The organism is Streptomyces sp. 8N114 (assembly GCF_052245835.1).
Classification (GTDB): Bacteria; Actinomycetota; Actinomycetes; order Streptomycetales; family Streptomycetaceae; genus Streptomyces.
Map to the genome: position 1 here is coordinate 26,059 of NZ_JBQQBT010000019.1, position 17,263 is coordinate 43,321.

Here is a 17,263-nt window from a genome sequence, read left to right on the forward strand (position 1 = left end):
GGTAAACGCGCCGGTGGCAGGCCGTGTTGTTCACCGTGTCCCCCTCCGGACACGGTGACTACCAGGTCAGCCTCTGACGATGCGCACCAACAGATCCGTGAGCAGCCGGACGTCGTTGGGGGTGTTTTGCAGGCCGTTCCAGCGGCGCTGCTCACCGTCGGGGAAACGCCACATGCCTGAGGTCCACGCGGTGACTGGCATCAGCCCCAAGACGGCGTTGCGGATGTGATCGCAGTCGACGTCTTCGGCGTACATGCCCTCAGTGAGGGTGTCCATGACGAAACCCATGGCCTGGATGCCTACACCGTGGGTGAGGCGAGACTGGCGGGGCGGGAGTTTCCAGGCGTCGCTGAAGGTTTGCTGGACGATGGTCCAAAAAGAGCGCAGGTGCAGCAGCATGCGCTCGACGTCGCCGGAGCCGTCTTCGGGGTTGCGGTACTGGTAGAGGGCCCCCTCGAAGAGGCTGTGCTCCAGCATGCGCAGCAGGCTGGTGTCCTTAATGTTGCCGTGCGGCGAGGTGGGGCTGGCCACACGGCCGTAGAAGGGGCCCTGGCCGTCGGTGTTGAGGCGGGTCATCAACTGCGCTGGCAGTCGCTTGCGGGCGTAGGCGGGCGGGAGGTGGCCGCTGGTTTCCGGCAGCAGCTCGTGGATGAGGCCCTTGGGCAGCGGCTTGGTTGAGTTGACGAGGATGAACTGGGAACGCTGGTCTTCGTGGTTGTCGGCGATGAATCCAACTGCGGCAACGGGGAATTCCCCCAGGTCCGCGTCGCGGATGGCAGCGCTGCGCTGCTGGCCGTCCACGATCAAGGCGGGCTTATCCTCATCTGGAAGGGATTCATCGACAGGGATGACCAACTCTCCTGGGACGGAATAGTCGACGCCGGCGCGGTGTGCTCCGGTCTCGAACCTGATGGCGTCGTCGAAGGCCAGGACCAGAGCGTTGGGGAGCATGGCGTTGTCGGACTCGAGGTAGCGGCGGATACCCCGGATGTGACTGAGAACTTCCGGGCGCTGGTAGCCCTCGAGGTTGCTCTGGTCGTCCCGGCGTACGCGGGAGACGGCGGCAAAGCTGTGTAGTTTCTTCCCGTCGACGGCAAAGCAGTAGATTTTTCGGTCACCCTGACGCACTTCGAGTGCCGGGAGCCTGAGTTCATATCGGTCGGCCATCGCATCTCCTGACATGGCGAAAAGAACAGTGGGAGTACGCTTCATCCGAAGGTGAGGGAGCGCATTTTGGCCTCGAGAACTGTCAGGTTATGGAATCCGCGGCGCTTGTTGCGCTCGGTTCCCCGGAATATCACAATCTCGATGCCGTGCTTGTCGCACAGGGCGCAGGGGCAAGTGCGCCAGGGCGCGTCACTCAGCGTGCGTTCATAATATTTGAGGTAGCTTTTCTTCTTCGGTCCGAGGACGAGGGATTCGTAGGCTTCGAGAGCGGTCAGTACTTCCTCGAGAGGCGCTTCCTCGCGGTCGAATTCTCGCAGGGCTCGCAGACAGACTCGCTCGGCAGCGATGGCCTGGGCCTGAGACACACTTCCGGACAGGATGAGCCGCTTGAGTGCAGGGTTGCCGTCGACCTGGGGGACTCTGATAGCCGTATAGGAATCGTTGGCGGTGTGGTAGTTGTTACGGTCGTCCATGAAGGCCTGGCGGAAGACCGAGGTGCTGTCGAAACTGGTCACGCCGTGACGGGCGAACTGCTCCATGCTGTCCACTCGGTTGATGCCGAGCAAGTGCAGATCAGTGTCAGGGTCACGGATGTCGTCGATGGCGCGCAGGCATGCGAGAATTTCGTGTGACTTAAGGGGGACCATGCCGCCCAACGCGATCCGCCGGTACCCCATTTTCTGCAGTTCCTGAACGCTGAACGCGTAGCTTTGCGGGCCCCATCCCTGGGCTGCGCCGACTGGTTCGAACCGTACACCTATTTTTTTTGCTGTGTTGATGAAGTCTTCGGCGAGTTCAAGCGAGATCTGCTGGCGATTGATCCATGCGGCTTCGGGTTCCGCGTCGGATTCCTCAGGAATGTAGCCGAAGATGATGTGGTCGATGCTGATACCCGCGTCAAAAGCGCATCGGCCGTAGAAGTCAAGGGCTTCTTCGACTTCATAGGGCGGGTGCTCTTCGTCGATATAGTTGAAGGCACCGCAGTCGCCGATGGTGGAGCATGCGTCAGGCAGGCGGAAGAAGTTCCTCACCCCCAGGCGGTAGAAGCGCGCGCGCTGTGGGGAGGAATATTTTCCCGCGCCCTTAGCGGACCCGTCGACCACCGCCTTGCTGACCAGAATCCCGTCATAGGGGATCGGTGTCACGGCCTGGTGAGCATAGACGTCATCGCGTTGCCGTACTCGGTAGGGGGAGTACTCGTCGTTGATGAAGTCGTAGGTGGGACTCACCAGATCCTGACTGTCAGGGAAATAGAATTTCACGCGGTCTTTGCCTTTTCCTGCACATAGATACGGAGGAGGTAGTTCGACAGAGTACTGATGTGGCGGGGGTTGTTTTGGAGTTCGTTCCAGGGAAGGTTCAGATCGGGCCAGCGTCCTTTGGTCCAGCGGCAGTGAGGCGCGATCAGGGAGAGTTCGGCTCGCGCCTGTTCGAGGGCATGGGGGGAGGCGGGGTCGATGGCCATCATCACGCGGTCCATCAAACGTCCCATGGAACGAATGCCCACACCGTGCATCAATCGGCTCCGAGTGGCAGGCAGTCCCCACGCGTCGGGGAAGGTGTCGCGCACGGCGGTCCAGTAGATGACGAGGATCTGGCGGATAGTGGCCGTGTCAACGGTGCCGTTGGACAGGTTCTTGTAAGGAAAGAAAGCTCCCGACGGAGAGTTGAGGGATTCCTGGATAGCCGTGGTGAGGCTGTTGTCTGTAACGACAGCGTCCGCTTTTTGTTCGGCGGTGGTGGAGGGGCGGCGCACCAGTCCGCGAAACGGTGAGTCCTTGTCCTGGTTGAGGGCTTCGACCAGGACGGAAGGGAGTTTGCGGGCGGACAGTTTGGTCGGCAGGACCGTGCCGACCTCCGGGAGAAGTTCCGTGACGAGGTTCGTAGGCAGAGGGGAGACCGTGTTCACGCGCAGGAACTGGTCTCTTTGAGTTTCCAGGTCTTCGGCAACAAAACCGGCAATTGTGACAGCCAGACGGGTGTTGCGGGTGCGGGCCAGAGCCAGGCTGCGCTGCTGGCCGTCTACGATCAAGGCTGGCCGAGGGGCATCGGGTGAATCGGGCAGCAAGATTTCCAGCGTCCCGGAGGTGCAGAGACCATCGCTGCTGCCCGGGCCTGGGCTGGACTTGAATCGCACTGTGGAGGGCAGCGCCAGGATCAGACCGTTGGGGAAGAGTACTTCGTCACTGTCGAGGTACTCCAAGATCTGCCGAACGTGCTGCTTCTTTTCGGGACGCTGATATCCGATGAGCTTGCCAGCCTCGTTGCGGGAGATCCGCGCGACGTCGGCGACCTGATAGACCTCATCTGCCGCCAAAGTGAAGACATATAGCGGGATCGTGGGGTGCTGCTCAATCCTCAGGGCCCGGCGCTTAAGCACAGTGGAAGTCATCAGCGACCAATCGTTGCTGCGTACAGGTCCGCGAAGCGTTTTTGTTCGCAGGCCATCCCCTTGTCTCTGAGCAGGCGCAGTAGACGGGTGCGGGAGGAATGAGGGTGTCGGTTCTTCATCTCTTTGATGAAAGAGATCACTGCCTCGTCCGACACCGGCGTGCGGGCATAGCGTTCGCGTTGAGCCGCCTGGGCAGCCCAGACAGCCCAACGTGCCTGACCGGCCCGGGTGATGAGACGGCCGGGCGTGCAATGCTCCAGCCAGGAAGCCGCCGTGCGGACGTTCAAACTAGTGAGGGTGCCCCCAAGAACCTGCCGCAGGGCGGCATTGGCAGGCACACGCACCACTCCGTCCAGTTCACGGGCGCCCCCTATCAGCACCACGTCGGCACCAGTGGCGCCAAGGGCGAGCAGGTCACGATGCATGGCCTGGGCGTAGGTCTCCGACAACACCACCAGCGCCCGCCCCGCGGTCGCCGCAATCTGGGACAGGTCGCGGCTACCGTCCATGCGCTGCAGATGATCCCACCAGTGGGGGGCCTGGGCGGTGGAGGAAACCACGGAATCTGTGTGTCGTGGCATGAAAGTCGCGGCATAGGAAGGCGCGAGACTGGAGACTGGCCGCAGGCCCAGGCCGGCCGAGGCCACGTACAAGGAGGGGACGAACCCTGCTTGGGAGGCACTGGTGGTGAGCGCAAGAGCACGCCTCCACTGATCTCCCTGGTACAGCCCTTCCAACCGTCGCTGGCCCTGCGCCGTGCGTAGACGGCGCGCCCATTCCGCGGCTCGTTGCGGCAGGTCCCCCGTCGGCAGCGCGCGGGCGTGTAGGTCCACCATGGGCGGTGAGGCTTTCCGGTCCGTGCACGTGACCACGATGGGCAACTCGTTCACTGCGGCTCGACCCCTGGCTTCCGTAACTCGTTTGTTGTTGTGGTTACTGTAGCCGGTAGTTAGCAGGGTAGGCTCCACCTGTCTCAACTGAGGCAACTAGACTTCAGAGAAGGGAGCGACTGCATGGACCGTCCTGCGATCGTATTGCTGAGCGGCGGCCTGGACTCGACCACGGTGCTGGCCATCGCGAAGGACCAGGGGTTTACTCCCTATGCGCTCAGCTTCCGCTACGGCCAGCGGCACAGCATCGAGTTGGAGGCCGCGCAGCGTGTCGCCACAGCTCAGGGCGTGGCCCGGCACGTCATCGCTGACATCGATCTGCGGGTCTTCGGCGGTTCTGCCCTCACGGCTGACATCGATGTGCCCAAGCACGAGACGCTCGAGGATGCGGAAGGTTCGGGGGTGCCAATCACCTACGTGCCCGCCCGCAACACGATCTTTTTGTCGTTCGCGCTGGCTTTCGCCGAGACCGTCGGCGCCAGCGACATCTTCACCGGGGTGACGGCCGTTGACTACAGCGGCTACCCCGACTGCCGTCCCGAGTACATGGAGGCCTTCGCCGCCATGGCCAACCTGGCGACCAGGGCCGGAGTCGAAGGAACCTCCAAGATCACGCTGCACTCTCCGCTAATCGCGCTATCCAAGGCTGACATCGTCCGCGAGGGCCTGCGCCTGGGCGTGGACTACTCCCTCACCTCCTCCTGCTACGACCCCAACGAGCAGGGACAGGCCTGTGGCACGTGCGACACCTGCTTGCTGCGCTTGAAGGGCTTCGCCGAAGCCGACGTGAAAGATCCCATCCCGTACCAGAGCGCCTGAGCATGACCTACCTGATCAAGGAAATCTTCTACACGCTGCAAGGGGAAGGCGGCCATGTCGGGCGTCCGGCAGTCTTTTGCCGCTTCTCCCGATGCAACCTATGGACGGGTCGAGAGCGGGACCGCTCCCGCGCCATCTGCCAGTTCTGCGACACCGATTTCGTCGGCACCGATGGCGAAGGAGGCGGCCGCTTCCCCTCTGCCAGCGACCTGGCCGACGCGGTTGAGGCTGCCTGGCCCACCGCCGACCGTGCCCACCGGTTCGTGGTGTGCACCGGCGGAGAACCCCTGCTTCAGTTGGACGAGGACGCCATCGACGCCCTCCACGACCGCGGCTTCGCGATCGCCGTGGAGACTAACGGCACCCGGCCAGCTCCCCGCGGCATCGACTGGCTGTGCGTAAGCCCGAAGATCGGATCCACTTTGGTCCTCACCCACGGCGACGAACTGAAACTGGTCTACCCCCAGACCGGCGGCGACCCGGCGCAGTTTGAAGGCCTCGACTTCCGTCACTTCAGACTGCAACCACTGGATGACGCCCGCCGCGAAGACCACACTCGCGCCGCTGTCGAGTACTGCATGAAGAACCCGCGCTGGACACTTTCCCTCCAGACGCACAAGTATCTGGGGATTCAGTAATGGAAATCTTTCGCGAGTTCACGTTCGAAGCAGCCCATCGCCTGCCGCGCGTGCCCGACGGGCACAAGTGCGCACGCCTGCACGGCCACTCCTACAAGGTTTCCGTGCACGTCGACGCGCCTGTGGATGAGGAACTGGGTTGGGTCATGGACTTCGGTGACATCAAGCGAGCTTTTCGTCCCATCGATGCACGGTTGGACCACTACTACCTCAACGACATCGAGGGTCTTGAAAACCCCACCAGCGAGAACCTGGCCCGCTGGATCTGGGACCGGATGATCACTGAACTCCCCCACTTGTCCGCGATCACCGTGCGCGAAACCTGCACCTCCGGCTGCACCTACCGAGGCGAATAGAGGCATGCACGACATCCAAAACGAGCCCGACAGTCGCGGCATCGCCATTGACGAGGTGGGCGTAACCAGCCTGCGCTACCCGCTCACCTTCGACGACGGCCACACCCACCAACAAGGCATCGCCGACGTCAGCGTCACCGTCGCACTGCAGGCCGACCGGCGCGGCACCCATATGAGCCGCATGATTTCGCTCGTGCATGAAGAGGTAGCCACCCTCTCCCCGCAGGAATTGCCCATCGCTCTCAAGCGAGGCCTTACCCTGCTGGACGCTCCGGCACTGACGCTTACCCTCTCTCTGCCCCTCGCCACAGCCGTCACCGCTCCCGCCAGCCAGCAGGAATCGTGGCAGACCCACGACGTCACCGTCACAGGCCGCATCGACACAGACGGCTGCACTGTCAGCACCGCAGTGACCACTGATGTCACCAGTCTGTGCCCGTGTTCCAAGGCCATCTCCGACTATGGCGCACACAATCAGCGGAGCGAGATCACTCTCCAGGTCACCGGCAGCGCCGACACCCCTTACCCTCTGCCCGTCCACGAGATGGTCCACCTGCTGCGCGCCGCCGGCTCGGCTCCCGTCATTCCCCTCATCAAGCGGCCCGATGAACGCGTGGTCACTATGCAGGCCTACGACCACCCCGTCTTCGTCGAGGACATCATCCGCGATATAAGCCTCACCTGTAGAAAGAAAGGGCTCTCCCACACCGTCAAGGCAAGGAATATGGAAAGCATCCACAGTCACGACGCCGTCGCCGCCCTCCACTACACCCGCTGAAACGAGTCCTCAACGCGCGAAGCACGGGATCGCTGTCCCCGTTGCCGGGACGGCGTGCGCCGAGCCGGATGGTCTGTGCACTTCGCGGCGCTCAATACGGTCGAGCACAACACGCGCGCGCTGTTCCAGATGATGGCGACACACATGATGGCGTAGCCAATCCTTCGCCCGTGGCGTTCGGGGGCGTTGGAGAGTGCGCGGGTGATGTGCTCAGCGCCTGGATGGCAGGCTTGTCGGCTTGGAGAGGTATGCGTCTCGCTGCGCCTATTTCCTGCTCGATGGATGATGCAACAGCGGGCCACGGGACAGAGAGCCCCGCAATCGCTGTCCAATACTGATACGACGACCGGACAGCAGCACTTACTCCAAGGCGTACTGATTCAGGCGGTATCCTGCTGAGGATCCTTCGGGTCACACCGCCGGCGCCACGCGCGGCAGGCATGATGCCGTTGCCCAGGAGAAGCGTTGCTGTGCGGAGGGCGTCCAATGTTGGAGTGGGCGCAGATCCGGCGAGAGAGCCAAAGATCAGTTCGTCCCAGCGCCCGAGCGTCCGGGCCCAAGCCAGGCGCTCAAGTCCCGTGCCGAGATCAACGGCCATGCGCTGGGGGTTCTCGACGTTCCACAGGAGCACGATGTCGCCGAGCGTGAGATCCAGGTGGCGGAACATCAGGGTCATCCCGGCCACCTGCCGACGGTGCCAGACCTTCAACTGCCCGTAGAGGCTTATGTGTCGTGCGTGGAAGCCGAGTCTGGAGAGGACATAAAGCCAGTCATCCAGCACGCCGGCGTACTCGTCGATACTCTGGATCGACTGGACGCGTGACACATTGACAAAGGACGTCAGGTAGCCGTCGAGGAGCTCCCCATTCTGGTCCCGCTCGCCGGTGAACCGGACCACCGGCTGGGTTAGGAACCCGCTGCGGTACGTCACGGGGCGACCGTCCTTGAGCAGCGGATCGAGAGCCTGAACTGCCGAGATAGCAAGCTCGGTTTCACGGCCCCACCGCAGCGGAATACACGAGTCCCGAGGAACACCGCGAGCGGCGAAGGCGTCCTCCAACGTCCTCAGGAGCTCTGCCCAGGAAGGCGGCCGACGCGGCGGTGCATACGGCGAACCTCGGTGACGGTGGCGGATCTCCAGGTTCGTGCCGTCGATCGTGAACTCCCAGTTGTGCCCGAGCACTTGGCGAAGCGCAGTTGTTGCCTGAAGCATGGGCGATGCGGTCAGCATGAGGGAGCCGCCATGGCTTCGAAGTGCCGCGTTGGGTCGAAGCGACGCTGGCCAATGGCTTGGACCTCGGTGTGATCCAGGTCAGCGGCTCGCTCGATCGCTTGCGCGAGGGCCTGTGCTGCGGTCTCGTCGTCCGCCTCGGGTGGCACGACGACTATCACGCCCGTACGGTCACAGAGCGCAGCCTGCGCACAGGTGCCGTCACGCCAGGTCAGCGCGGCCATGGGCGTGCCCGCCCGCACGGACTCGCCGAAGACGGCAGCACCGGCTTCCACGTAGGTACGCGCGTAGGTGTAGACGAACACCGAGGCGTCCCGAATGGCGGCCGTCTTGGCCGGGCCGCCGAGTTCACCGACCCACTCCACATGGTCCGCGGAGAAGAGCCTTTCGTGGTTCCGTATGTAGTCCTCGCTGAAGACGGGGCCGACGATGCGAATGCGACGACCAAGGAGCTGAGCCGCTCGTACCGCGAGGTGAGGAGCCTTCTCTTCATCTATTCGGCCCAGCCACAAGAGGTCTCGCCCCGGGATGGCCGGTGGCTCTTCCTCGTTGAGGCCAAGGTGAACAGCCAGTTCCGGGATGGGCTGGTGGACTGCGTATCGCTCGATCATCTCGGGCGAGTAGCAGTAGAGCCGTGACCGTTTGCCGTCGAAGGCTGAGTCGGTGTGCTGGAACACCGGGGAGTGCTGGAACGTGGCCACGTCGCACTCCAGTTGGTTCCAGGTGCGTATCCAGGCGGGCCGGGATGGGTACTCGTGGCCGACGACCAAGAGGTCGTAGCCGGTGGCTTTGATCTCGCGCTCGGCCAGCGAGCCCGCGGTGACGTCTTCGAGACGGACCGGCTTGTGGACCCATTCGGGTTCCAGGTCCGGGAGCCATCCCGGACCCAAGAGGTGTACGTCGGCGCCTGCGGCTCGGGCACCTACCGCGACCGCCCATAGCCATCGTTCGATCCCGCCGTATCCGGCAGGGGGAAATGCGTAGCTGCCGGGAAAGTCGCAGACGCCGACGAGCACTATGCCTCCGGTGTTCCGTCCGCCGAGATACGGCGGAAGCCGAGATATGGGAAGAGTGATTCGGGCAGGACGATCGAGCCGTCCTCTTGCTGGCCCTGTTCGAGCAGCGCGGCCAGGGTGCGGCCGATCGGGAGCCCCGAGCCATTGAGTGTGGCGACCAGCTTGGGCTTTCCGCCCGCACCGCGGGTGCGGATGTTCGCGCGCCGTGCCTGGAAGGTGCCGAAGTTCGAGACCGAGGAGATCTCACGGTAGGTGTTCTGGCTTGGGATCCAGACCTCCAGGTCGTAGGTGAGCTGGGCAGAGAAGCCCGTGTCACCTGCGGCGAGCGTGACCACGCGATAGGCGAGGCCCAGTTCCTTCAGACAGGCTTCGGCGTGGCCGAGCATCTTCTCCAGCTCGGCGTCGGCTTCCTCGGGGTCACAGATCCGCACCATTTCCACCTTGGTGAACTGGTGCTGGCGGATCAGGCCCCGGGTGTCGCGGCCGTAGGAGCCGGCTTCCGAGCGGAAGCACGGAGTCTCCGCGGTCATCGCGAGCGGCAACTCCGAGGGCGGAATGACCTCGTCGGCGTGGAGGTTGGTCAGTGGGACCTCGGCCGTCGGGATCAGGAACAGCTCACGGTCCGCGACACCGGTCTTGAACAGGTCCTCCTCGAACTTCGGCAGTTGGCCCGTGCCAGTCATGGTCTTGCGTGTGACCAGGAACGGCACTGAGTGCTCGACGTAGTCGTGCCGACGCGTGTGAAGGTCGAGGAAGAGCGTGGTGAGCGCCCGCTCCAGGGCAGCCCCGGTTCCTCGCGAGACGGCGAAGCGAGGGCCTGACAACTTCGTGGCCCGAGCGAAGTCGAGGATGCCGCTGGCCTCGCCGAGATCGACATGGTCCTTGGGCGTGAACGAGAACGACGGCGGATTACCGACCCGGCGGATCTCGACCGCGAACTCCTCGGAGTCGCCATCGGGCGAGCGGTCGTCGGGGAGGTTCGGGATGGTGAGGAGGAGCGTGCGGAGCTCCTCCTGGACCTGTTCCTGATCGGACTCGATCTCGCGGATCTGTTCCTTGATCTCGCGGGCTCGCTCCTTCAGCTTGGAGATGTCCCCGCCCTGTTTCGCGGTCTGCTGGACCTCGCTCGCCACCCGCTTGGACTCTGCCCGCAGCTCGTCAGCCGAGCGGATGTTCTGGTTGCGCCGCGATTGGAGACTCTCCAGCGCGGACAGGTCCAGCGAGTATCCGCGGCGCGCGAGGCGACGAACCGCGTCGGCACCCATTTCGAGAAGGGCGCGGGCATCATGCATGAGGAGGGTCCTCTTTCTCCGGCGGGTGGACTACAGCCTCGAAGGTAGCAACCGCCGAACCTCCTTCGATCCGCAATTTCGCGGGCCTGCCACCCACGTCTGGATCTTGTGGTTCCTCTGCGTCGAGATCGGTCAGAAGGGTCACGGTCCAATCGACCAGGGCTTCATCGTCGACAGCGAGTGGGTCAACGTAAGGGGCCTCCGGGAAGAACAACGGCATGGCCTCGTCCGGAGAGCGGTCCCGGCGCCAGAGCAGGACCGACACCAGCAAGCCGTGACAGACGAGAGCGCGGGGTCCTGGGTGCTCCAGGGCCGTCTGCACTCCGGTGAGCATCCTCCGGATGCCTTCTCGTTGGGACTCTCGCGCAGTCGGCGGACGCTGTGACCCGCCGTGCCGGTCGAGCCATGTGCCGTACTCCAGGAAGGGGCCGCCTTCAAACGTCCCGTAGTCCAACTCGTTGAGCCGGGCGTCCACGATCAGCTCCGGCGCCGACGCCCCCACCAGCAGAGAAGCCGTCTGCTGGGCCCTGGGGAACTCGCTCGCCATCCACGTGCGCACGCTGTGGAGCGGGAGCACGGACCATGGCACCCGGCACGAGCGCACACCCTCGTCGTTGAGCCGGACGGCACGAACGGGATCTCCGTTGAGCAGGTACTGCTTGCTGTAGTCGGTTTGACCGTGACGGAGGATGTACGTCGTCGTCATCGCTCGCTCTCCGGGGCGGAGGCCATCAACGAGGACAGCACCTTCTCGATCTTCGGCAGCGCAGGGTCGTCAACCTCCCAGTAATAGAGGAAGCCGTCGACAGCGAGCGCCCTGCACCATGGTGTGATCTCCTGCACGGGGATACGGGAGATCCGAGCAGCTGTGGCCAAGCGGTCGGCCGCTTCTCGCTCAAGGTCGTAGTAGACCGTCCAGAAGGCCCAGTCGAACGCCGCATCTCCCACCAAGGGAAGCGGATCGATCAGACGCGGGTGCCCTCCGCCATCGGAGATCACGTTCGCTCGGTACAGATCGGCATGGAGGACCGTCGTGCGGGTGGGGTCTTCCCGCAGGGCGGGCAAACCCTCACATGCCTCCGCCACGACCGTCCGCCTGGAGCCGAGATCGAGACTCTGCAGTCGCTGGCGGATACGAGGCACAACCACGTCTTGGCGAAAGTCCGCCAGGTCCGGCAATTCGCGCCGAGGCCTCCGTCGACCGAGAGAATGCAACTCCTGTATCGCAGCGGCCACCATCTGCCTCTCGCGCCCGAGAGGTGCGGCGCCGCCGGGCCGGCCGCCCACCAGTTCCAGGGCCGCCACCGACAGGTCATCCGCCGCTTCGATGACGTCTACGGTCGGACCACCGGCCCACATGGTCAGCGCGGCGATCTCGTGGCGGTAGCGGAGCGGCTCGAACCACGCCTTGAGGATCACCGAGGTCCCGTCGAGCGCGGTAGCCAGCGCGACGGCGGACGCATGTCCCGCGTCGTGGTAGCACTCCAGCGAGAGCTTCCAGCGCTCCGCTGCCTCGGCAAGGAGGGATGGGGCAGCCCGAAGCCACGGTTCCACCGACGAGCCGTAGTGATCGAGAAGACGCCGCCTGCAACCCGGCGGCACCTCTCCGAGCGTCTGCGCGGTCATCAGCTCAGCACGATCCCGTCCGAGACCAACTCGTCCGTGAGAGCCGGGAACCCGTCGAGGGCCTCGGAGACGAGCGCCCGAACCTTGTCGACCTCCACGTCCGACGAGGACAGCCGGACCAGAATGCGCCAGGGCCGGTCGAGCCGCTGCCCCGTGGTGCTGACGAGGTGGACCTCCGCGTGCCCGTCGGTCGTCTCGTACAGGCGATCCGCGAGACGCTGTGCGGCGATGTTGTAGAGCTTTCCGACGTGGTAGACGGGGTTTTTCCCGTTGGCGCCCTCCAGGTTCATCGGCCGCAGGGGGGTGATGAGACCGTTGACGCGGTTGCCCCGGCCCACGACTCCTTCGTCACCCGACTCGATCGAGCTGCCCGTGTAGGTCAGGTAGAGCTCGTCCTTCTCCGGCATGTCGCGGGCGTTGAGCCGGAATCGGGCCTCGGCGCCGGGCAGCCGCAGCCCGGCGAGCCGATGGCACTCGGCGAGGACGGCCTCAGTGTTGCGGATGTAGTCCGCCCGACTGCCGACGTGCAGGGACTTCTGCGGCACGCACAGCACGATGTCGGCGCTCTCTCCATCCCAGTAGCCCATGAGCTTGACGTCCGAGCCGCACCAGGCGTGGGACCGAGTGAAGCCGCTCCGTCCGGAGAAGTGATTCACCAGTTCGCGTACGAACGACTCGAAGGTGTTCTCCGGCGCCCAGCCCGTACCAAGAGACGTGTCGTTCGAGAACCGCACTCGGCGCTCCCGAAGGTCCTCGACAGACCGGGGGTTGAACCAACGGGTCCGGTCGGGAACCGCGTCACCGGTCAGCACGGCGCCGGGGCTCGAATTGCTCGTGATGTTGAACGAGATGTCAAGGTGCCCCAAGACCTCGGGAAGGCGCTCGGCGAAGAAATCCCGGACCTCCGCCTCGACGATCTCCAGGACGGGTATGCGCTCGCCACCGCAGCCCGAGGCCGCCCTCCCGTTGACCAGGACCCGCACTGGGGCCGTCATCTTGCCGCCGCCGTAGCGGACTTCACTTGCGCCGCCCAGGAGCGCGAGCTTGTCGAAATTGTGGTGCAGCACGGCACCGAACTGCTCCACGGTGTACCGGCTGTACGCCCGCGACAGCCTTTCGGCGAGGTGGTCGGCAAGGGTATCGGGGTGTCCAAGCCCCTTGCGCTCGACGATGGTTGTGCCATCCGCCTGGTGCGTGCTGGTCTCGATCACCAAGTGGCTGTTGCCAAAGGTCGTGCTCGTGCGGGGCATGGGTGTGCTCCCATCTCATGGTCGACGGCTGAGCGGTTGGTGATCAGTGAAGCCATCCGGCGACCGAGCGGGAACGTTTCTAGGGAGTTTCTCTCGACGCTGAGGACTCTCATGCGCACGTCAGCATGGGTAATCTCCCCGAGATCAAAAGGAGTTGACGGGAGGCACGGCGTGACTGGTGAGCCGTTGGCAATGCACCCACTGACCTTCGTCCGCCAGTCGAGCGGATGGGGGAAGGCCGAGCTCGCCCGGCTCATGCAGTCGCGGGGGAAGGAACTGGGCATCCCCCTGGCCACCAACCGCACCACCATGTGGAAGTGGGAACAGGGACAGGAGCCGGACGCCGACGCTCAGCGTGTCCTCGCCGACCTGCTGCGGGTTCCGCACGAACGGGTGCAGGCGGAAGGGTGGCCGCGGTGGCTCCCCGTATGGGAGGTCACTGGGCTCACTGCTCCCTGGACAGAGGCCGGTACCGTTGAGGCACTGGCTGATCTGGTAGGGAGTGGCCGCATGGACCGTCGGGGGTTCCTGACCATCACCGGCGCCGCTCTGACGGGGCTTGCAGCGAGCTGGGCCGAGGCACCCTCTACCTTCGCCTCCGCCCTCAACGGCGATCGCGTCACCGACACAATGGTCTCGACGATCGAGCAGCGCATCAGCACACTCCGCACACTCGACGACCAACTCGGGGGCGCCCGGCTCCTGGAGCAAGCACGCGGCGACCTCGCCCTGATCACCAACCTCCTGAACGCTGGCCGGTACACGGACAAGATCCGCATCCGCCTGTACGCGCTGGCAGCACGGGTATCCCACCTGACCGGCTGGATGGCGTACGACGCAGGGCTGCGATCCGCAGGACAGCGCTACTACGTCGGGGCGCTGCGCAGCGCCCGTACCGCCGCGGACGACGCCTTCGGCGCCTTCACCCTGGCGGAGATGGGAGTCCACGTCTCCGAGGCCGGACGAACCGCCGAGCGGGTCGACCTCATCACGACCGCCATTGACAACGCTCCTCGGACGCTGTCGCCTTACACCCAGTCCTTCCTCTACCTGCACAAGGCCGAAGCGCTGTCCCGAGACGGCGATCACCAGAGGGCCGGTACGGCGCTGAACCGTGCAGCGTCCCTCTGGGAACGCCACACGGTGGAGGAAAACCCGGAATGGCTCGACTGGTTCGGCGAGGCGCAACTGAAGTCGACCGAGGGCAAGGTCCTGTTGCGCGCGGGTCAGGTGGAGCGCGCGACGAGTTCGCTGGAGACCTCCGTGAAGAATGCCGCCCCACGGGACAAGGCCGTACGGTCCAGCCGTCTGGCCGAAGCCCGCCTCACCGGCAACGACCTGGAGGGAGCCCTCGACGCCGCGAACTACGGCGCGGAGCTCCTCGAAGACAAGGTCAGCTCCGTGCGGGCCCTGGACCGGCTGAAGGAGTTCTCCGAGCAGCTCCATCCGCACAAGTCCGTTCCGGCCGTCCGTGAGTTCCGCGAGCGTCTGCAGGCGCTGCCCGTCGCGGCGTGATCGGTGCCGCAGTTGCGCGCCGACGTAGGCCCGACCCCTCGGAGCAGGCCACCAGAATGCCAGGATGGGCGACATGACGATGATCGACGGTGAGGTCGCGGCCGGGTTCGAACCGGTGCGCGAGGCGTTCGCTGCGAACTTCGACCGGCACGGGGACATCGGCGCCGCGGTGTGCGTGTACCACGATGGCCGACCGGTGGTGGACCTGTGGGGCGGGACCGCCGACCCTGAAGCCGATCGTCCGTGGACGCGGGACACGCTGCAACTGGTCTACTCGGCGACCAAGGGAGCAACCGCGACCGCGGCACATCTACTGGTCCAGCGAGGCGCGCTGGACCTGGACGCCCCGGTGGCCAAGTACTGGCCGGAGTTCGCCGCGAACGGCAAGGCGGACATCCCGGTGCGCTGGCTGTTGTCCCACCAGGCTGGCTTGGTCGCGCTGGACCACCCGGTGCCACTGGCAGAGGCGCTGGCCTGGCATCCGATGGCGACCGCACTGGCCGCTCAGCGTCCCCTATGGGCTCCGGGCACCGCGCACGGGTATCACGGCAGGACTTGGGGCTGGCTGGTCGGCGAGGTGATCCGTCGGGTATCCGGCCGCACGCCTGGCCGCTTCTTCGCCGACGACATCGCCACCCCCCTGGGGCTGGACTTCTTCATTGGACTGCCGGCGAGTGAACGCGACCGGGTAAGCCGGATGGTGTACCAGCAGCCCGAGGTCGATTTCACCACCGCGCCGCCGGAGTCGATCCCCGAAGAGCTCCGCGAACTGGTCGCAGCCTGGCGCGACCCGAATTCATTCAGCAACAGGGCGTTCCAGGTCACCGACCCTCCCGAGATCGATTTCAACTCTCCCGACGTCCAGGCTGCGGAACTCCCAGCCTCCAACGGCATCGCCACCGCACGCGGACTGGCGCGCATGTACGCCGCTCTGATCGGCGAGGTGGATGGCGTACGCCTCCTCACTCCGGAGACCCTCGCATCGGCGACCCAGGAGCAGGCCAGCGGTGCGGACCAGGTGATGGTGGCGCCCAGCCGCTTCAGCGCCGGCTACATGCTGCCCATCGATACCAACCCCATGACCGGGCCGAACTCCTTCGGCCACACCGGCCGAGGCGGCTCACTCGGCTTCGCCGACCCGGAGCACAGCATTGCCTTCGGGTACGCCATGAACCACATCATCGGCGGCCCCGACGACATGCGTGCGACGGCGCTCGTCGATGCAGTGCGGAACTCTCTGGCGTAATTGAGTTTGAAGACCGCTCGATCGAGAGGCTGCCACCGCGATTCGGAATCCGCAAGTGACACGAGAAACGCACGACCGCTTCTCGGAGCGGCCACCGTCGCACGACTCACTATGTCCTTGTCGATCTTCCAGCCGCCACGTGACAGGGATTTACATCAGAGAGAAATGGAAGGACTGCGGGGTCCGGAATTTTCTATTTTGTTACGTGACGGACCCGCCCCCCACCTCCCTACATGCGCACTTGAGGGGCCGTTACACGTGCTTGGCCGACGCCTGAGGGTCCTTTTAGGGACAATCTGTCACACCCAAGGGGCAGCACCCCCTGCTGGCCTGTGACGATAGACCCACCCATGAGACCCGATATGGACCGGCCACCATTGCAGGAGTTCCCATCCCTAAGGGGCTTCTAAGTATCACGAGAAACATCGCATACGCAATCACTTAATTGGTATCGACACTAGGAACCCTAGGCATTCTTGCGGGTCCACCTTAGCCTACTTGCATCCTTGACGATGTCGCCAAAAATATGCTTAGCGATTCTTAAGATGTTTCCTTCCTTCCCAATGGGAATCAGCTTACACCTGATGTGGTATTGCGTTACGTACTGCAGTTCAATTTCTTGCCATCGCGTCGCTGTACACAAGGCGTTGCACCTCTGCATTGGATGATGCGCAATGATGGAGCAAGCGATATAGGGACAACCCGTGGAGGGCGCACCCATATATGGGGCTTACATGAAAAGCGCCCCAGATTCATGTGCCCAGGCATCACATGCTGAATACCATGAAGCCCTGCGTGCCTGCCTCGAGCACTTTCCAGCTAGCCCACGTCGGGCCTCGCACAGGGGCGCACAAGACCGTACGGAGCCCTGCGAGACACAGAAGGAGCCCACGCCGCAGGTACGCCTTCATCTGGGCACCCTTCACCCCCTGAACTGAAGGGGCTTAACAGCGGGGGCTCGTCCCCCCGGTGCCCGAGCAGGAATACCAAAGGGCTACTGAGGGCCTCGTGGTGGGTACTGCATGTCAGGAGCCGGAAACGCTCGGG

Annotated in this window: 16 protein-coding genes; 6 read left to right on the forward strand and 10 right to left on the reverse strand. The window is 64.3% G+C overall.

Translation table 11 applies throughout. The annotated features are described in order from the left end of the window. Positions 1-66 precede the first annotated feature (66 nt). The 4 genes from dbpB (ACTWQF_RS28320) to ACTWQF_RS28335 are packed head-to-tail and all read right to left on the reverse strand — an operon-like array spanning position 67 to position 4,119. On the reverse strand, positions 67-1,167 hold the full coding sequence (gene dbpB / locus ACTWQF_RS28320; protein WP_443282543.1) for a DGQHR domain-containing protein DpdB: 1,101 nt from the start codon (positions 1,165-1,167) through the stop codon (positions 67-69). 41 nt (positions 1,168-1,208) lie between these two features. Further along, on the reverse strand, positions 1,209-2,429 hold the full coding sequence (dpdA, locus tag ACTWQF_RS28325; RefSeq protein WP_443282544.1) for a tRNA-guanine transglycosylase DpdA: 1,221 nt from the start codon (positions 2,427-2,429) through the stop codon (positions 1,209-1,211). Then, on the reverse strand, positions 2,426-3,559 hold the full coding sequence (gene dbpB / locus ACTWQF_RS28330; protein WP_443282545.1) for a DGQHR domain-containing protein DpdB: 1,134 nt from the start codon (positions 3,557-3,559) through the stop codon (positions 2,426-2,428). The genes dpdA and dbpB (ACTWQF_RS28330) overlap by 4 nt, the downstream gene beginning before the upstream one ends. Next, positions 3,559-4,119: a hypothetical protein gene (locus ACTWQF_RS28335; protein ID WP_443282546.1), complete on the reverse strand. Its 561-nt coding sequence runs from the start codon at positions 4,117-4,119 to the stop codon at positions 3,559-3,561. Before ACTWQF_RS28335 ends, dbpB (ACTWQF_RS28330) begins: the two co-directional genes overlap by 1 nt. A gap of 453 nt (positions 4,120-4,572) precedes the next feature. Here ACTWQF_RS28335 and queC point away from each other — a divergent pair, with 453 nt between their 5' ends. From queC to ACTWQF_RS28355, 4 genes are read left to right on the forward strand one after another with little or no spacing between them, the layout of a single operon-like run. Next, entirely contained in the window at positions 4,573-5,268 is a 696-nt protein-coding gene (queC, locus tag ACTWQF_RS28340; RefSeq protein ID WP_443282547.1) for a 7-cyano-7-deazaguanine synthase QueC, read from the forward strand. Positions 5,269-5,270: 2 nt separating this feature from the next. Continuing rightward, complete coding sequence (queE, locus tag ACTWQF_RS28345; RefSeq protein WP_443282548.1) at positions 5,271-5,906, forward strand: 7-carboxy-7-deazaguanine synthase; 636 nt, start codon at positions 5,271-5,273, stop codon at positions 5,904-5,906. Beyond that, a complete protein-coding gene (gene queD, locus ACTWQF_RS28350) occupies positions 5,906-6,262 on the forward strand; it encodes a 6-carboxytetrahydropterin synthase QueD (RefSeq protein WP_443282549.1) in 357 nt (118 codons plus the stop codon). The genes queE and queD overlap by 1 nt, the downstream gene beginning before the upstream one ends. Before the next feature lie 4 nt (positions 6,263-6,266). Beyond that, on the forward strand, positions 6,267-7,040 hold the full coding sequence (locus ACTWQF_RS28355; RefSeq protein ID WP_443282550.1) for a GTP cyclohydrolase I FolE2: 774 nt from the start codon (positions 6,267-6,269) through the stop codon (positions 7,038-7,040). Positions 7,041-7,131: 91 nt separating this feature from the next. Here the strand turns inward: ACTWQF_RS28355 and ACTWQF_RS28360 are convergent, their stop codons facing one another. The 6 genes from ACTWQF_RS28360 to ACTWQF_RS28385 all read right to left on the reverse strand — a co-directional run bounded on the left by ACTWQF_RS28360 (position 7,132) and on the right by ACTWQF_RS28385 (position 13,455). Further along, positions 7,132-8,271 (reverse strand): hypothetical protein, encoded by a 1,140-nt coding sequence (locus ACTWQF_RS28360; RefSeq protein WP_443282551.1) that lies wholly within the window; start codon positions 8,269-8,271, stop codon positions 7,132-7,134. Next, positions 8,265-9,161: a glycosyltransferase gene (locus ACTWQF_RS28365; protein WP_443282552.1), complete on the reverse strand. Its 897-nt coding sequence runs from the start codon at positions 9,159-9,161 to the stop codon at positions 8,265-8,267. The genes ACTWQF_RS28360 and ACTWQF_RS28365 overlap by 7 nt, the downstream gene beginning before the upstream one ends. A 125-nt stretch (positions 9,162-9,286) precedes the next feature. Beyond that, positions 9,287-10,579, reverse strand: a complete 1,293-nt coding sequence (gene serS / locus ACTWQF_RS28370) for a serine--tRNA ligase (RefSeq protein ID WP_443282553.1) — start codon at positions 10,577-10,579, stop codon at positions 9,287-9,289. Then, positions 10,572-11,285, reverse strand: coding sequence for a histidine phosphatase family protein (locus ACTWQF_RS28375; RefSeq protein ID WP_443282554.1), 714 nt, complete (start codon positions 11,283-11,285; stop codon positions 10,572-10,574). Before ACTWQF_RS28375 ends, serS begins: the two co-directional genes overlap by 8 nt. Next, positions 11,282-12,205, reverse strand: a complete 924-nt coding sequence (locus ACTWQF_RS28380) for an aminoglycoside phosphotransferase family protein (RefSeq protein WP_443282555.1) — start codon at positions 12,203-12,205, stop codon at positions 11,282-11,284. Before ACTWQF_RS28380 ends, ACTWQF_RS28375 begins: the two co-directional genes overlap by 4 nt. Next, positions 12,205-13,455 (reverse strand): methionine adenosyltransferase, encoded by a 1,251-nt coding sequence (locus ACTWQF_RS28385; protein ID WP_443282556.1) that lies wholly within the window; start codon positions 13,453-13,455, stop codon positions 12,205-12,207. The genes ACTWQF_RS28380 and ACTWQF_RS28385 overlap by 1 nt, the downstream gene beginning before the upstream one ends. A gap of 192 nt (positions 13,456-13,647) precedes the next feature. Between ACTWQF_RS28385 and ACTWQF_RS28390 the strand changes: the two genes are divergently transcribed. Both ACTWQF_RS28390 and ACTWQF_RS28395 read left to right on the forward strand, forming a co-directional pair. Then, positions 13,648-14,970 (forward strand): transcriptional regulator, encoded by a 1,323-nt coding sequence (locus ACTWQF_RS28390; protein ID WP_443282557.1) that lies wholly within the window; start codon positions 13,648-13,650, stop codon positions 14,968-14,970. Between the two features lie 73 nt (positions 14,971-15,043). Continuing rightward, positions 15,044-16,216, forward strand: a complete 1,173-nt coding sequence (locus ACTWQF_RS28395; RefSeq protein WP_443282617.1) for a serine hydrolase domain-containing protein — start codon at positions 15,044-15,046, stop codon at positions 16,214-16,216. Positions 16,217-17,263 lie beyond the last annotated feature (1,047 nt).

Bases quoted from the DNA above. Each gene is read 5' to 3' on its own strand.
- dbpB (WP_443282543.1), bottom strand. From the start codon at position 1,167: ATGGCCGACCGATATGAACTCAGGCTCCCGGCACTCGAAGTGCGTCAG.
- dbpB (WP_443282545.1), bottom strand. From the start codon at position 3,559: ATGACTTCCACTGTGCTTAAGCGCCGGGCCCTGAGGATTGAGCAGCAC.
- queC (WP_443282547.1), top strand. From the start codon at position 4,573: ATGGACCGTCCTGCGATCGTATTGCTGAGCGGCGGCCTGGACTCGACC.
- queE (WP_443282548.1), top strand. From the start codon at position 5,271: ATGACCTACCTGATCAAGGAAATCTTCTACACGCTGCAAGGGGAAGGC.
- queD (WP_443282549.1), top strand. From the start codon at position 5,906: ATGGAAATCTTTCGCGAGTTCACGTTCGAAGCAGCCCATCGCCTGCCG.
- ACTWQF_RS28355 (WP_443282550.1), top strand. From the start codon at position 6,267: ATGCACGACATCCAAAACGAGCCCGACAGTCGCGGCATCGCCATTGAC.
- ACTWQF_RS28360 (WP_443282551.1), bottom strand. From the start codon at position 8,271: ATGCTGACCGCATCGCCCATGCTTCAGGCAACAACTGCGCTTCGCCAA.
- serS (WP_443282553.1), bottom strand. From the start codon at position 10,579: ATGCATGATGCCCGCGCCCTTCTCGAAATGGGTGCCGACGCGGTTCGT.
- ACTWQF_RS28375 (WP_443282554.1), bottom strand. From the start codon at position 11,285: ATGACGACGACGTACATCCTCCGTCACGGTCAAACCGACTACAGCAAG.
- ACTWQF_RS28380 (WP_443282555.1), bottom strand. From the start codon at position 12,205: ATGACCGCGCAGACGCTCGGAGAGGTGCCGCCGGGTTGCAGGCGGCGT.
- ACTWQF_RS28385 (WP_443282556.1), bottom strand. From the start codon at position 13,455: ATGCCCCGCACGAGCACGACCTTTGGCAACAGCCACTTGGTGATCGAG.
- ACTWQF_RS28390 (WP_443282557.1), top strand. From the start codon at position 13,648: ATGCACCCACTGACCTTCGTCCGCCAGTCGAGCGGATGGGGGAAGGCC.
- ACTWQF_RS28395 (WP_443282617.1), top strand. From the start codon at position 15,044: ATGACGATGATCGACGGTGAGGTCGCGGCCGGGTTCGAACCGGTGCGC.